The organism is Flaviflexus ciconiae (assembly GCF_003971195.1).
GTDB lineage: Bacteria > Actinomycetota > Actinomycetes > Actinomycetales > Actinomycetaceae > Flaviflexus > Flaviflexus ciconiae.
Genome location: NZ_CP034593.1, coordinates 90,380 through 104,005, shown reverse-complemented (window position 1 = coordinate 104,005; position 13,626 = coordinate 90,380). Strand labels below are relative to the sequence as shown.

The 13,626-nt window shown below is 57.7% G+C and carries 12 protein-coding genes, 3 tRNA genes and 1 pseudogene; 5 read left to right on the top strand and 11 right to left on the bottom strand.

What is annotated here, in order from left to right:
• Nucleotides 1-75 precede the first annotated feature (75 nt).
• Entirely contained in the window at nt 76-858 is a 783-nt protein-coding gene (locus tag EJ997_RS00455; protein ID WP_164719656.1) for an META domain-containing protein, read from the top strand.
• Between the two features lie 66 nt (nt 859-924).
• On the opposite strand, the gene ppk2 is transcribed toward EJ997_RS00455, so the two are convergent.
• From ppk2 to EJ997_RS00430, 5 genes are all read right to left on the bottom strand, one after another.
• Complete coding sequence (gene ppk2, locus EJ997_RS00450) at nt 925-1,773, bottom strand: polyphosphate kinase 2 (RefSeq protein ID WP_126702827.1); 849 nt, start codon at nt 1,771-1,773, stop codon at nt 925-927.
• Between the two features lie 264 nt (nt 1,774-2,037).
• Nucleotides 2,038-2,208: a 50S ribosomal protein L33 gene (gene rpmG, locus EJ997_RS00445; protein WP_054953237.1), complete on the bottom strand. Its 171-nt coding sequence runs from the start codon at nt 2,206-2,208 to the stop codon at nt 2,038-2,040.
• Between the two features lie 54 nt (nt 2,209-2,262).
• A tRNA-Met gene (locus EJ997_RS00440) sits at nt 2,263-2,336 on the bottom strand.
• Nucleotides 2,337-2,368: 32 nt separating this feature from the next.
• Nucleotides 2,369-2,444 (bottom strand) — tRNA-Thr (locus EJ997_RS00435).
• Nucleotides 2,445-2,543: 99 nt separating this feature from the next.
• Nucleotides 2,544-2,624: transfer RNA gene (locus tag EJ997_RS00430), tRNA-Tyr, on the bottom strand.
• Nucleotides 2,625-2,745: 121 nt separating this feature from the next.
• Here EJ997_RS00430 and EJ997_RS00425 point away from each other — a divergent pair.
• Complete coding sequence (locus EJ997_RS00425; RefSeq protein ID WP_126704882.1) at nt 2,746-3,243, top strand: YajQ family cyclic di-GMP-binding protein; 498 nt, start codon at nt 2,746-2,748, stop codon at nt 3,241-3,243.
• A gap of 135 nt (nt 3,244-3,378) precedes the next feature.
• Here the strand turns inward: EJ997_RS00425 and htpX are convergent, their stop codons facing one another.
• Nucleotides 3,379-4,248: a zinc metalloprotease HtpX gene (htpX, locus tag EJ997_RS00420; protein ID WP_126702826.1), complete on the bottom strand. Its 870-nt coding sequence runs from the start codon at nt 4,246-4,248 to the stop codon at nt 3,379-3,381.
• A 407-nt stretch (nt 4,249-4,655) separates the two neighbouring features.
• On the bottom strand, nt 4,656-5,399 hold the full coding sequence (locus EJ997_RS00415; RefSeq protein WP_126702825.1) for a hypothetical protein: 744 nt from the start codon (nt 5,397-5,399) through the stop codon (nt 4,656-4,658).
• A gap of 725 nt (nt 5,400-6,124) precedes the next feature.
• Here EJ997_RS00415 and EJ997_RS00410 point away from each other — a divergent pair.
• From EJ997_RS00410 to EJ997_RS00400, 3 genes are all read left to right on the top strand, one after another.
• On the top strand, nt 6,125-6,982 hold the full coding sequence (locus tag EJ997_RS00410; protein WP_126702824.1) for a peptidoglycan-binding domain-containing protein: 858 nt from the start codon (nt 6,125-6,127) through the stop codon (nt 6,980-6,982).
• The gene (locus tag EJ997_RS00405; protein WP_206501715.1) at nt 6,979-7,668 is read left to right on the top strand and encodes an ABC transporter ATP-binding protein; all 690 of its coding nucleotides are present in this window, start codon (nt 6,979-6,981) and stop codon (nt 7,666-7,668) included. The genes EJ997_RS00410 and EJ997_RS00405 overlap by 4 nt, the downstream gene beginning before the upstream one ends.
• Before the next feature lie 68 nt (nt 7,669-7,736).
• On the top strand, nt 7,737-8,765 hold the full coding sequence (locus EJ997_RS00400; RefSeq protein ID WP_164719654.1) for an FtsX-like permease family protein: 1,029 nt from the start codon (nt 7,737-7,739) through the stop codon (nt 8,763-8,765).
• Between the two features lie 424 nt (nt 8,766-9,189).
• Here EJ997_RS00400 and EJ997_RS00395 read toward each other — a convergent pair.
• From EJ997_RS00395 to EJ997_RS00380, 4 genes and pseudogenes are all read right to left on the bottom strand, one after another.
• Nucleotides 9,190-10,238, bottom strand: a pseudogene (locus tag EJ997_RS00395) (lipoate--protein ligase family protein).
• A complete protein-coding gene (locus EJ997_RS00390) occupies nt 10,238-11,665 on the bottom strand; it encodes an FAD-dependent oxidoreductase (protein ID WP_126702822.1) in 1,428 nt (475 codons plus the stop codon). The pseudogene EJ997_RS00395 and the gene EJ997_RS00390 overlap by 1 nt, the downstream one beginning before the upstream one ends.
• Before the next feature lie 263 nt (nt 11,666-11,928).
• Nucleotides 11,929-12,570, bottom strand: coding sequence for a ribosome hibernation-promoting factor, HPF/YfiA family (hpf, locus tag EJ997_RS00385; RefSeq protein ID WP_126702821.1), 642 nt, complete (start codon nt 12,568-12,570; stop codon nt 11,929-11,931).
• A 120-nt stretch (nt 12,571-12,690) separates the two neighbouring features.
• A complete protein-coding gene (locus EJ997_RS00380) occupies nt 12,691-13,557 on the bottom strand; it encodes a ComF family protein (protein ID WP_126702820.1) in 867 nt (288 codons plus the stop codon).
• Nucleotides 13,558-13,626 lie beyond the last annotated feature (69 nt).

Genomic DNA, 13,626 nt, shown 5'->3' with positions numbered 1-13,626 from the left:
CCACGCACCGCTTGCTGTAGAGATCCTGCGGAGGCGGATGTACGCTTGCATCACAGCAGAAGGAAAGTAGGTGCCATGAGGTTCCAGACAGTTGGGAGCGCTCTCGCCCTCCTGCTTATGTTGGCGTCCTGCGGCTCTTCGAATGATGATCCCAGCACCTCGGGGGAAGACATGGCGGAGCTAGCCGGGACATCATGGACTGCCACAACACTTGCGGGTGAGGACTTGGATAATGAGCGGATCACCGCAGCTTTCAGTGCGAAATCCATTGCTGGTGGCTCTGGATGTAACAGGTACTGGCGAGACTACGAGACCGACGGAACTAGTATTTCTTTCCCCGGCTCGCATGCTCTGACGAAGATGATGTGCGATGCGAAATCGATGCGGCAAGAAACCGAGTACCACGAGGCGTTGTCGAATGCTGAAACATTTGACCTGTCCGAGGACAGCCTAACTTTCTATAACGGTTCTGGCGACACTCTTGTTGCCTATGTTCGTGCGAGCCAAGAACTTGTTGGGACCACGTGGAACGTTACGAGCTATGCCACCGATAGTGGAACCGTCTCCCCTATCGTCGACACGGAGATGTGGGTAGCGTTCGAAACCGAAACCGGGCTGGCTGCCACGGCGGGCTGCAATCACTTCAGCGGAACCTACATGGCAAATGACGGGGGCCTAATCGTCTCTGAACTCGCGCAAACAGAAATGGCATGCGTAGAGCCCGAGGGGATCATGGATCAGGAATCAGCAATGGGGGACGTCATCAACGCCTTCGCAAGCTACACCATCGAAGGTAACCAGATCACAATTCTCGACCAGTCGGGCCAAACCCTCCTCACAGCCGAACGGCAGGAATAGGGCCAAGCGGAAATAATGCCGACGGGCCTCCGGCGCCGTCAGCCAGTGGCTCTCCCTGCGTGGCTCCTACGAGGCATCCTTTTCGAGGGCCGCCGCCACATCGTCGACATACACGTACTTCCTGCGGTCCAGCCTGTCGAGTGAACCATCATCTGTACCGCTCGGACGGTGCGGGATCTCAACTTCGGTGGGCTCGACCCGTTGCCACGGGATCTGCTTCAAAATGTCGTTGATGACGTTGATGCGGGAACGCTTCTTGTCTTCGCTCTCCACCGTGTGCCAGCGGGCCCAGGGAGTGTCCGTGGCGGCAAACATGGCGTCCTTGGCACGTGAATAGTCATCCCACCGGGAGATTGACTCAACGTCCATAGGCGAGAGCTTCCACCGTCTCATCGGGTCCTCGGACCGAGACCGGAACCTGGCCTCCTGCTCCTGAGCTGAGACCGAGAACCAGTACTTGATGATCCGGATCCCATCATCAACCAGCATCCGCTCAAAATCGGGCGCCTGCCGGAGGAAACGATGGTATTCCTCGGGGCCACAGAAACCCATGACGCGCTCAACGCCGGCGCGGTTGTACCATGACCTGTCAAAGATCACGATCTCCCCGGCCGCCGGCAAATGGGCCGTGTACCGCTGAAAGTACCACTGCGTCTTTTCCCGCTCCGTCGGCGCAGGAAGAGCAACAACCTTCGCGTGCCTGGGGTTCAGGTACTGGGTGATCCGAGCAATCGCCGAGCCCTTGCCTGCAGCATCTCGACCTTCGAAGATCAGGCATACCCGCTCACCTGTCTCAATCACCCATTGCTGCATGGCAACAAGCTCGGCCTGCAAGCGCCGTAGCTCCTTCTCGTACTTCTTCTTGTCGAGCTTCGGGGGCTTCGGGGCCTGTCCATTCACGTTATCGCTGGTCATCTCCCCATCTTAAATGGAAGGTGACGCACAATACATTCGGGCAGCTGGACGTTTCGGACTGAATGACGAGATTACTACTCGAAAATGGAACCTCATCCCGTCCCCTCGCGATCCGGGGATTCCCAGTATTCAACATCGTTGCATGACCGATCTGCTCGCCATCCATGGCACGTACGGAAGCGACGATTTCCCGGTGCCTGTCATGTTCTGGGAAACATAAAACCCGCCCGGGTGTTCCGGGCGGGTTCAAGACTTAGTCGCTTATTAGCGGGTCTCGCGGTGCGTGGTCGAAGCGTTGCAACGTGCGCAGTACTTCTTCATCTCGAGACGGTCGGGGTTGTTACGACGGTTCTTCTTCGTGATGTAGTTGCGCTCCTTGCACACCTCGCAGGCGAGGGTGATCTTGGGGCGAACGTCGGCAGACTTAGATGCCACGGTTTCCTCACTTCGTTCTGCGAGATACGGCGGTTCCGCATTCTCTGTTTCCTGTAGCGGGGGCGGGGCTTGAACCCGCGACCTCACGATTATGAGTCGTGCGCTCTGACCAGCTGAGCTACCCCGCCGCAACATCCCACGGGCTGTTGTCCGCAAAATGTGGAGCCCCGACAGGGAATTGAACCCTGGACCTTCTCCTTACCATGGAGACGCTCTGCCGTCTGAGCTATCGGGGCGGCGCGCATAAGCTTATCAGCGCTTCCGATTGCGACCAAGTTGATCGAACCCTGGAAGCGGTGAGGATACTCACGCACTTTGCACGACTGGTCGTGCGGTGGCGGATGAGGGATTCGAACCCCCGTAGCTCTCGCGTCTGATTTACAGTCAGATACCATTGGCCGCTCGGTCAATCCGCCTCACACCCGAAGGGTGCATATGGGAGACTACCAAGTTTCCTCCCTATCGTGTCAAACTGGTAGGCGTACCAGTGCGCGACCTCTCATTTAAGAGGTGCTTTTCCCGCTTTTGAAAGGGTGGATCATGGCAGACTCGTCGTTCGACGTTGTTTCAAAGTATGACATGCAGGAGGTCGACAATGCGGTCAATCAGACCGCGAAGGAGATCAACCAGCGCTATGACTTCAAGGGTGTTGACGCCTCGGTCAAGCTCAAGGGCGAAACGATCGTCATGAAGGCAAACTCCGAGGAGCGTTGCCTGGCGGTCTACGACGTTCTTCAGACCAAGCTCGTCCGCCGCGGCGTCTCCCTCAAGTCCCTCGACGTGGGCGAGGGTGAGCCCCAGCAGTCCGGTAAGGAGTACCGCCTCGTCGGTGCCCTCAAGGAGGGTATCTCCCAGGAGAACGCAAAGAAGATCACGAAGCTCATTCGCGACGAGGGGCCGAAGTCAGTGAAGACCCAGATCCAGGGTGACGAGGTCCGCGTGACCTCGAAGTCCCGCGACGATCTGCAGGCAACAATCGCCCTCCTGAAGGGCGGAGACTTCGATTTCGCAGTCTCCTTCCAGAACTACCGCTGACCGGAACGGTCAAGCCGTTCATCTCTGCGGCTGAGCAGCTGCAGAGATCCGGGAGGCAGAGGAATGGGTGGGGCCCAGTTCGATTTGATGAACTGGGCCCCACCCACTGCTACATGCAAGGCTCTGCCGGCCCTGTCAGTAGCCTGCCATCTCCTCCAGGCGCCGAATCCGCTCCTCCATCGGAGGGTGTGTGGAGAACAGCGCACGCCCCTTCCCCGCGAAGGGGTTGGCGATCATCATGTGCGAGACCGTGTCCATCTGAGGGGTCTCCCGCATGGGCTCTCTGACGGTGCCGCCTGAGATCTTGTTGAGTGCCGAGGCGAGTCCCAGAGGGTCTTCTGTCAGCTCTGCTCCACTATGGTCCGCATCGTATTCCCGTGTCCGGGACACGGCGAGCTGGATGACGCTCGCCGCGATCGGGGCAAGGAGCGCCATAAGGATGACTCCAATAATCCCGATCGGGCTGCCGCTGTTGCGTCCCCGCATGCCGAAGAACATAAAGAACTGGGCGACGGATGAGATGATGCCGGCCAGCCCAGCTGCGATCGACGACGTGAGGATATCTCGGTTGTAGACGTGCATGAGCTCGTGTCCGAGGACGGCCCTCAGCTCACGCTTGTCGAGGAGGTCGAGGATCCCATCCGTGACGCAGACAGCGGCGTTCTTCGGGTTCCTGCCCGTCGCGAAAGCGTTGGGGGACGGTGTGGGCGCGATGTAAAGGCGCGGCATCGGCTTGTCCGCCTTCTCGGCGAGCTCCCGCACTGTCTGGTGGTACCAGGGGAACTCAGCTTCGCTGACGGGCAGTGCGTTCATCGCCCGGATCGCGAGCTTGTCGGAGTTCCAGTACGAGTATGCGGTTCCGGCGACCCCGATGAAGGCGAATATGACGATGAAGATATAGTTCCCTGTCCCTGCGGCAAGCAGACCCCCGATCCCGAGAAGGATCGCCCAGAGGGCGCCGAGCAGCACCGCGGTCTTGACGCCGTTAAGCGTTGAACGGTTCATGGTGTCCTTTCGCCTACCACGAGGGTAAAACGGCTCTTTGAGGGCGTGACTGTTGGGCGTAACTTAGTAGTGATAAGGCCGGGTCTTTCGATGATCGGGTACTTAAGCTACCGGTCAGAATGACTTCTGCATGGATTATTCTACGTTCTCAGGTCCTGATGTGGCGAGTTTGTGTCGCATTGATTGTCGTGTCCTGGTCCAGAATGGCCAGCGAAACGAACCTGACCGGACGGTCTTAAAGTGCCGTACGGAACTGCTCAGGGCTGGGTTGACTCCTTGATTGCATGACTTTCACGAGTCGTGTTAGAAAGATGGAGGCTATGCGGCGGAGGGTGGCCGCGGATACTCTCGCCGCTTGTCGGGTCAAGATCATGGGTTAGCCAAGACACATACAGGACCTGACAGCGTTAGTTGGGCCAAAAATTTGCCGGGAATTGTGGGCAGGCTCCGTAGAGTTCATTGACCGCGTCGAAGCTAGCCTCAGTGTTTTGTCTCCAAAATGCAGCATAGGGGTCCCACGACTGCTTACCGGTAATATAATCGTCGACCCAGGTGTCTTGGGTTGGTGGTTCATCAACTGGGACCCCGTGGCCCTCAAGGCAAGTTGTGAGCGGGCCCGTATAGTACGCGTAGAGTGTGACGATTTCCTGGCGCGGTAGCGGGCCGATTTGCATAGGATCGACAGGGTATTGGAGAACACAAGAATAATGGGCTAAAAATTGAGCATTTGCCTGGTCCGCTGGTATCCGCTCATATAGGTATGTTCCATTTGCATATGCGGTGCCTTCAAAGCCCTGTTCCTTCATGCATTCGACCTGGACACGGGCGCTGTCGGCTCCGTCAACAACGTCGATGATGGGGAAGTCATCGAGCGTGTAGTTTTCTTCGTGATCCCCATTTGCCCCATGCTCCTGCATGACCTCAAAAATATCCTCCCTATTGTTTTGGATCATTTCGTCGCGGGTCTGGCCGTTGGTTTTTTCTTCCCACGTCTCCGGATAGTCGGTGTCTATAGACGATGCCATAGGGCCCGAATCTGGCTCCTCGATGATGGTCGGATTATGGCGCTCAGCGTCGGTTGATTCGCTCGAGCATGCTACAAGGCCGAGCAGTACCAGAGTGACGGCCGAACATAACTGAATACCTCTCATGGCGTCCTTAATGCTTGTTTTTCAGGAAAGCTTACGAATGTAGCGATTTCTATCACTTGGAGCGCATTTCGGTGATAATGTGACTTACATCCTACTACAACCAGGAGTCGATTACCATGTTCTCTATACGAAAATTCACAAGTCTCGCATTCCTGCTTGCTCTAGCCAGCGCGTTGGTATTTCCTTCAGCTGCCTCTGCTGAATCGTGGGGCAAGTATGTTAATGCTGGCGTGGGGAAGTCCGTTTCCATCACGTCAGTCACCACAACAAACCACTATTGGACACACTCTGTGGAGAGTCAGGTTATCGGGGGTGGGAATTATGTTGGAGGCAGTCAGGCGTCAGTCAGCCATAACTGGTCGGGTAACGTCTTCGCTTCCGTCTTTTCCACGGGAACCATTACATCTCATTCTGCGCGGACGTATTGCCCTCCCGGGAAGGTCTGCGGTCAGTCCACGGGCCTTGACCCCGCGGTAACGCATTGAGGAGTAAGGCGATGAGGAGAAAAAGTGAGTGCTAGAAGCATTGTGACCAAATGGCTTGGCCTCGTAGTGGCGATTGCACTCATTAGTGGCGCTGGATGGTGGGCCGGGAGAGCGACATTGTCAGATCGCGATCAGAGTTCCGAGCAGTGGGCTGATCGGACGGCTTGGGCGGAAGCAAGTGAGACCGAAGTGGGGCGATCGCTAGCATTGACTACAACCGTTCGTCAGCCCACTAATGTTGTGGCAGCAAACGTGCTGCCGGGTGTAGTTCGGGAAGCTCATGAGGGGATGCGTAACCAGGGCGAGATTCTCTATGTTGTCAATGATGTTCCCGTTCGTGCCGTGCAAGCGGACTTACCGTTTTGGAGGGACATATCGTATGGTACTCACGGCGATGATGTCGCAGCCCTTCAGCAGGCACTTATTGATTTGGGATACCTGAATACGGCGGTCGATGGGAATTTTGGCAATGCGACCCTGACGGCCGTCAAGCATTGGCAGAAAGACTTGTCCCAAAATCAGACGGGTACGATCGGGCATGGAGAACTTGTCGCCTTTAAGTCTCTGCCCGTCTCAGTTGAACTATCAGAGAGCATCGCGCCCGGCACTGTTTTGAGCGGCGGTGAAGAAGCCGTCATGGCCCCGACAGGTGAACGGACGTTTGTCGTCGTTGTCGCTTCCTACCAATCAGAGCTAATTCCCTCTGGAGCCACCGTTGATGTCCGATATGAGGAATATGAGTGGCAGGGAATCATTGTCGAACGAGTGGAGAACATCGAGGGCAACTTTGATCTCATCCTCCAGGGAGTCGATGGTGGGGAGGTGTGTGGGAGTGACTGCGATGTGCTCCCGGTCGACTCGTATTTGCCGCTCGCTTCTAAAGTAAATATTGTTCCCGAGGTCGCGGGCGTGGGTGTGCCTGCTATGGCCGTACAAACCCGACCCAGTGGTGAGACCTACGTTGTCACTGAGGATGGCGAGATTGATGTAGTGGTGGCGGGATCCGGTCAGGGCATCGTCATAGTCGACGGCATTACCAGCGGTACGCGGGTTGAGCTGCCGGTAGGCGCATCCAATCAAGCGGATCAGCAGTCATGAGCACCGCGACTGATCGTCTCGATGTAGCCATTGGAGATTTGGGTTCGGTACTGTCAGTGGATGACCTTGTATTCCGGTACCGGAAGAATGGTGACGAGCTGTTTGATGGCCTGAGCCACGACTTCTCTCCCGGGCGTATGACTGCATTGACGGGCCCTTCCGGTCGTGGAAAATCCACCCTCCTCTACATCCTTGGTCTCATGCTCACACCGTTGAGTGGAGCTGTGACAGTTGGTGGCAAAGTTGTTAGTACACTTCCCGATCGTAGAAGGTCACGGTTTCGAGCAGAACATATGGGTTTCGTATTTCAGGATGCTGCCCTCGATCCAAGGCGCCAGGTGATCGACTCGGTCATTGAGCCTGCCTTGTATGCGGGGTGGGACCGCAATTCTGCTGTGCTCCGCGCCATGGAGCTCATGGATATGATGGGCGTCTCCATTCGAGCTGATCATCGTCCCGGTGAGATTTCCGGTGGTCAAGCGCAACGCGTGGCAGTATGTCGGGCCCTCATGAACAATCCCAAGGTTATTTTGGCGGACGAGCCAACTGGGAATCTCGACCACGAGAACGCAGAAATCGTTCTCTCCGCTCTCGCCACCATTGCCGAAGACGAAGAGCGCACCGTCATTATTGCGACCCACGACAGTTTCGTGATTGAGAGCTCACACGAGGTCTTAGAACTGTGAAGCCGCAACTCATACTTCGAGAATCGTGGCAAATGATCCTTGCCTCGAAGGTGCCTTCACTCCTGATTGTGTTACTCGCGACCGTCATGTGCGCAGGAACAATCCTTACTGTCGGACGTACTGTAGCGACAGAATCACAGATCGAGGACCGCCTCGAGTCAGCAGGATCCAGACTCCTTGTTGTCCGAGACATTTCTTCCGCAGGTGACTACCTGACGGAACAGGTTGTCGCGGCAACCGATGGTGTTTCGCACGTTGAGCGGGCTGTCGGCATTTACAATGCGATCGACGTTGTTAATGGTCAAGTGGGTGGCGGCGGAGAGAGGGTTCCCGCCTGGGGTGTCCTCGGTGACATGGAGAATGTTGCACAGTTGACGAGTGGGCGCGTACCCGGACCAGGGGAGGCCTTGGTCTCTCGGGAAGCGATGCTAAGCCTGGGGCTAGAGTATCCAGCGGGGTGGGTGCATCATGTCACCGAGCCTGGACTCAATGACCTCAACATTGTTGGCAGCTTTGAACCGAAGGAGCCTTTTGCTGATTACGGGTCGGGAATCATCTACGCCCCCTTATCGCCCATGCCCGCAACATCCCTCCAGGTCATCCTGACCAATGCTGATGTTGCTGACGAAGCACAGATTATCGTCCTAGGCATTATCGATGGGAAAGCTGAAGAGCTCAGGGTCGAGTCACCTATCGGGGTTGCAGCGTTGCAGGCACAGATCATGGAGGATGTGACGATCTTTGGTCGTACCCTTCTTGTTGGTGTCCTCTTGGCGGGCGCGGTCCTGGTTGCGATTGTGACGCTGACAGATGTTCTCGTCCGGCGTGCGGACCTCGGACGCCGCCGTGCCCTCGGGGCAACAAGAGACACGATCATTGGTCTTGTGGTTCTGAGAACCGTCATAGCAGCATGCATTGGCGTTATTCTCGGAATCAGTGTGAGTGCGGCTCTCACGAACAGGCTGGAGGCCATGCCACCTACCTCATTCATGGTTGGGGTCGGTATCCTATCGATCATTGCAGCTATCGCCTCTTCCATCCCGCCAGCAATGTACGCAGCTTACCGGGATCCTGTCGCTGTCCTGCGAACTCCGTAGTCCATCGAACTGAGACCACCAGTAGTAGCGGGGACGCGGAAGGTAGTTGGAGGCACTTGTCGATGGGGACCTAAGGACGAGTGGTACCGCTACACGGACAGGTGACAGTTCTTGTTTCGCGTTAGTGCGGCATTTATGATCCTGATGGCTTCCAATTCGAGTGGATCGCGCGTCAAAGCGGTGCTTGTCCGCGGCGGACAATGACAGATCGTACATTGATGAAGCGCTAGACCCTGCGATGGTCTAGTGCTTCAGGCATCGAATGATGTCTCATTTGACTTGCCTTGGTTTAGGCGTAATGACATCCGTGCGGGCTAGTTCTCGGACTAGCCATCTGGGATACCGGCTCCGAAAGGGGGCACTCGGGTGCTCCTAATCGGAGGGTCCTTCCAAAGGAGCGCTGGACGCGCGAGCAGGCCACGTCCTACGGCAGCCGGTAGGTCCATTCCTCAGTGTCGAACTTCGTTCCACAGCGTGCCTTCGCGGTCTCAATGTCGGCGGCAGTAATTTCACCGGGCTTGGCGTTGAACTTCTGGGTGAAGTGGTCGAGGAACACGTCGATGATGTCTTCGCGTGCCATACCCGTCTGGGACTTCATCGGGTCCACGCGCTTAACAGCTGAACGGAGCCCCTTATCGCGGACCTTTTCCTTGCCGACGCGAAGGCACTCGAGCATCTTGTTGGCATCGATGTCGTAGCTCATTGTCACGTGGTGGACCATGACCCCGTTTGCGAAGTGCTTTTGGGCGGCGCCACCGATCTTGCCCTTCTCGGACGTGATGTCGTTGAGCGGAACGTAGTGGGCCTTCACACCGACCTTCTCGAGCGCTTCCATCACCCATTCGTCGAGGAACGGGTAGGAGTCTTTGAAGCTCATGCCGTCCACGAGGGCGGTGGGGATAACAAGGGAGTAGGTGATGCAGTTGCCTGCCTCCATGAACATCGCTCCCCGCCGGTCACCCGGCGGCAGAGCGTGACGCCGTGACGGTTCATGCCATCCCAGTCGATCTCGTTTTCGACGGACTGGAAGGAGCCGATAACAACGCAGGGGGAATCCCATTCCCAGATCCGCATAAAGGGCTTGCGGCGCCCCGCCGCAACGTCCTCGATAAGGGTCTCGTCCATGGCGACGTTGATCATCGGGGAAACAACCGGGCCGTGGATGACTTCGAAGTCGATCTCGTCCCAGTCGATTGATTTGCCGAGTGCACGGCGCACGGCCGTGGCGATGCCGTGGGGGCTGAGGCCGAGCAGTTCGTCGGTGGGCTTGAGAACGTTCGTGACAGCCTGGGCGATGTCGGCGGCATGTGAGTCCTCCGGGAGGCCTTCGATAGCTGCCGTGATCCGGGCAAGAGCATCATCGGGTTCAAGGAAGAAGTCCCCGGCAATCTGAACGTGAGTGAGCTTTTTGTCTTCGACGTCGAGGTCAACAACGACAAGCTTGTGGCCCGGCTCTTTATATTCTCCGTGCATCAGTACAGCTTCCCGTCGTGCTCTTCGCCCCGGGAAATCGCCGTCATGGTGTCCCTCTCGACAACCTTGACGCGTTCCCTGCCCTGCTCGGCACCGAGGGCCTTCTCGAACTCTTCGAGAATCTCCCAGCCCTGCCAGGTCGTGTACTTGATGCCTCGTTCGTCGAGGATTCTCGTCATCGTCTCGTAGCCGACCCCCGCGGAGTCGCCGAGCTGGTCGAGTTTGCCGGCCTTCGCGTCTTCCACGAGGTGGGTGATGGTTTCCCTCGCGTCGGACTTTGTGGAGCCAATGAGGCCCACGGGGCCGCGCTTAACCCAGCCGGTCGAGTAAATGCCGGGAATGTGGTCGCCACCGGCTTCGATAACGCGGCCCTCAACGTTCGGGATCACGCCACGAATGTCGTCGAAAGGCAAGTCCGTGATCGGGGACGAGAAGTATCCGACCGCACGGTAGACAGCCTGGACGGGGTAATCAATGTATTCGCCGGTTCCCTTGACGGAGCCGTCACCAACGAGCTCGTTCCTCTCCATGCGGATGCCCTCAACACGGTCGGTTCCAAGAATCTCGACCGGGGACTGCATCATGTGCAGGTGGATACGGCGGGAGGCCGTCGGCTCTTCGTCTCGCATGACCCAGTCGGTCAGGGTGTTAACAACCTGCTTTGTCTGGTTCGAGGAGCTAATCGCTTCCTGCGAGCCGTCGTCGAAATCAAAGTCTTCTTCATAGACGATGACATCAACATCCGGGACCTTGCCGAGCTCGCGGAGCTCAAGGGGCGTGAACTTCACCTGGGCGGGGCCGCGGCGACCGAAGATGTGAACGTCGGTGATGGGGTTGGCACGCAGGCCCTTCTCAACGTTCTCGGGGATCTCGGTGACCATGAGATCTTCCGGGTGCTTCGCTAGCATGCGAGCAACGTCCAGAGCAACGTTGCCGACGCCGATAACGGCGACTTCCTTCGCCTCAAGCGGCCACGTCCGCGGATAGTCGGGGTGACCGTCGTACCAGGAAACGAAGTCGGCAGCGCCGTAGCAACCCTCGAGGTCAACACCCGGAATATCGAGAGGAGCATCGCGATCCGAGCCGGTTGCGAGGATGATTGCGTCGTAGTGTTCGCGCATGTCCTCGATCGAGATGTCCTCACCGACGGTCACGTTGCCGACCAGGCGGATGTCACCGCGCTGCAGGATCTTGTACAGAGCAACGATGATCTGCTTGATTCGCGGATGGTCGGGAGCAACACCGTATCGGACGAGTCCAAAGGGAGCAGGTAACCGCTCATAGAGGTCGATCGATGTTTCGATGTCCGATTTGGACAGGATGTCGGCGGCATAGATTCCTGCCGGGCCGGCTCCGATAACAGCAACTGACAGCGGGCGATCGCTCACGTGCACCTCGATACTTGGGGGTGGATATACCTGATCCATTCTACCGAGGACCCGACAAAGCGGAAACCAACCAGAGCAAGGCCACATGATGGCTCTCGCGGTCGTGGGGCCTCCGATGGCAAACCGGCCAGTATGCGGTAACCGGGATAGCCCATATGCCAATGTCGGGGGCAAGCCCATTGTTCCGCACCCGAGCAAGCGAAGACCCGCGGTACATCGCTATACCTGCGGGTCTTCGCTTATCTTCTTCGGAGGCTGTCTATCCTCGGTCTGCGCCGGTTTTGCTCCCGCGGTCGATACCGCTAGCCAACAACTGTCGTGTCAAGTCGGATAACACCGTACGTCCATCCGTGGCGGTGGTAGACAACGCAGGGCTGCTTCGTTTCTTCGTCGATGAAGAGGTAGAAGGGGTGGCCCACCAGCTCCATTTCGTACAGTGCCTGGTCGACGCTCATGGGCTCGGCCTCATGAAGCTTCTGGCGGACGATGACCGGGGAATCTCCCAGCTGCTGCTCAATTGCTACACCCGGCTCGCGAGGCACGGTGTCCTCGACCTTCGGCGTCGCTTTGACTCCAGCGTTCAGTTCGTCGAGATCAATGTTGAGCTCGGTGGACGCGTGGCCGTTCCCGTCCTTCTTCCGATGGTCCTTCTTCCGGTCGCGTGCACGGCGAAGGCGCTCAATAAGTTTGGTGGTGGCAAGGTCCAGTGCCGCTCCGCGGTCCGAGGCCGATGCCTCTGCCCGGATAACGGGGCCCTTGTCGATGACTGTAATCTCAATCTTCTCGGTGACGTCCGTCTGTGCCAGGTGCGCTTCGTGAGTGACTTCTACTTCTACTCGCTGCGCACGGGGTGCGAACTGTTCAACCTTGGAGAGCTTGTCCGAGACATACTCCTTGAACCGATCCGAAATCTCTGCATTACGACCTTGTACGATGATTTCCACGATTATCTCCTCATGAGGGGTTAGGGCTCAGGGCCCTCTTGAAATGGCAAACTCGCCGAAGTGGCGAGACGATCAAACCACCTCCTTCGAATTCACGATTCCCTGTGGATATCGTTTAACTCATTTTACTCTACGTTTACCCAAAAGTGTCTCGTGAACAGACAATTCCCCTGGCGGAATAACGGCCGCTACACAGAGAGCTCCAAGGATCCGATGTTTGCCCTGATGGAGCGCCTGCCAGCAGGCCTCAAGGGTCGATCCGGTCGTCGCCACGTCATCTACAAGTAGAACCGTCCGAGGCTTTTCCGCCCCCATGAGCCTCACCGGTTCACGTCCCCGACGCTCCCGACGGGACCGTCCCCGTTGGCGCCCCTGCCGGGGCTGAAACATCGTCCGGGACGTCACGGTAACAGATGGGGCCAGCGTGCTCTGCAGGCGCCCGGGGCGGTGCGCGGCTTCGGCGCCACCCGGGTTTACCGTACCGCATACAAGGTCGGAGTTATTCGGATAATCAGAGCTTTGCTCCTCTTGGCTCGATTCGATCGCGCGAGCGAGCCGCTCTGCGAAGCCCCGGGCTATTCCGCCGGCAATTCTGTCTGCAATTGTTCCCGCAATGTAGGTGTCGGACCGGTATCGGGCGGGGCGTGACGGTGCGGGCACGACGTCGATTTCAACGCCGAAGGGCAGGCGGAGAGCCATGTCGGTAGCGCAGTCGTCGATGCGGTCTCCCAGCAGCCGATCCAGCAGGCTATTGGGCCTGTTCTTCCAGGCCTGAATGATGCGCCCCATGTCCTCGTAGGACGACATGGTCCACACGGGAAAGAGCGGGTTCTCGTCTCCGTCCGGTCCAATCTGCGACAGTTGCGGAAGGAAGCGGGAGATCTCCAGCGGCGGCCCCACCCGTTCCAGGCACGCGTCGCAGACCGCAACATCCCACTGCCCACACCCGGGGCACTGGACTGGAAACAGGACGTCAAGGAAGCTCACACCACCATGGTCACCCGATTCAGAATTGCGAAGTGTCTGCCTGTGGATGTGGACTCAGCCAGAGCGGGT

Coding starts and splice junctions, on each gene's coding strand:
- ppk2 (WP_126702827.1), bottom strand. CDS start 1,773: ATGACCAGCGATAACGTGAATGGACAGGCCCCGAAGCCCCCGAAGCTC.
- EJ997_RS00455 (WP_164719656.1), top strand. CDS start 76: ATGAGGTTCCAGACAGTTGGGAGCGCTCTCGCCCTCCTGCTTATGTTG.
- htpX (WP_126702826.1), bottom strand. CDS start 4,248: ATGAACCGTTCAACGCTTAACGGCGTCAAGACCGCGGTGCTGCTCGGC.
- EJ997_RS00390 (WP_126702822.1), bottom strand. CDS start 11,665: ATGGATCAGGTATATCCACCCCCAAGTATCGAGGTGCACGTGAGCGAT.
- EJ997_RS00415 (WP_126702825.1), bottom strand. CDS start 5,399: ATGAGAGGTATTCAGTTATGTTCGGCCGTCACTCTGGTACTGCTCGGC.
- EJ997_RS00405 (WP_206501715.1), top strand. CDS start 6,979: ATGAGCACCGCGACTGATCGTCTCGATGTAGCCATTGGAGATTTGGGT.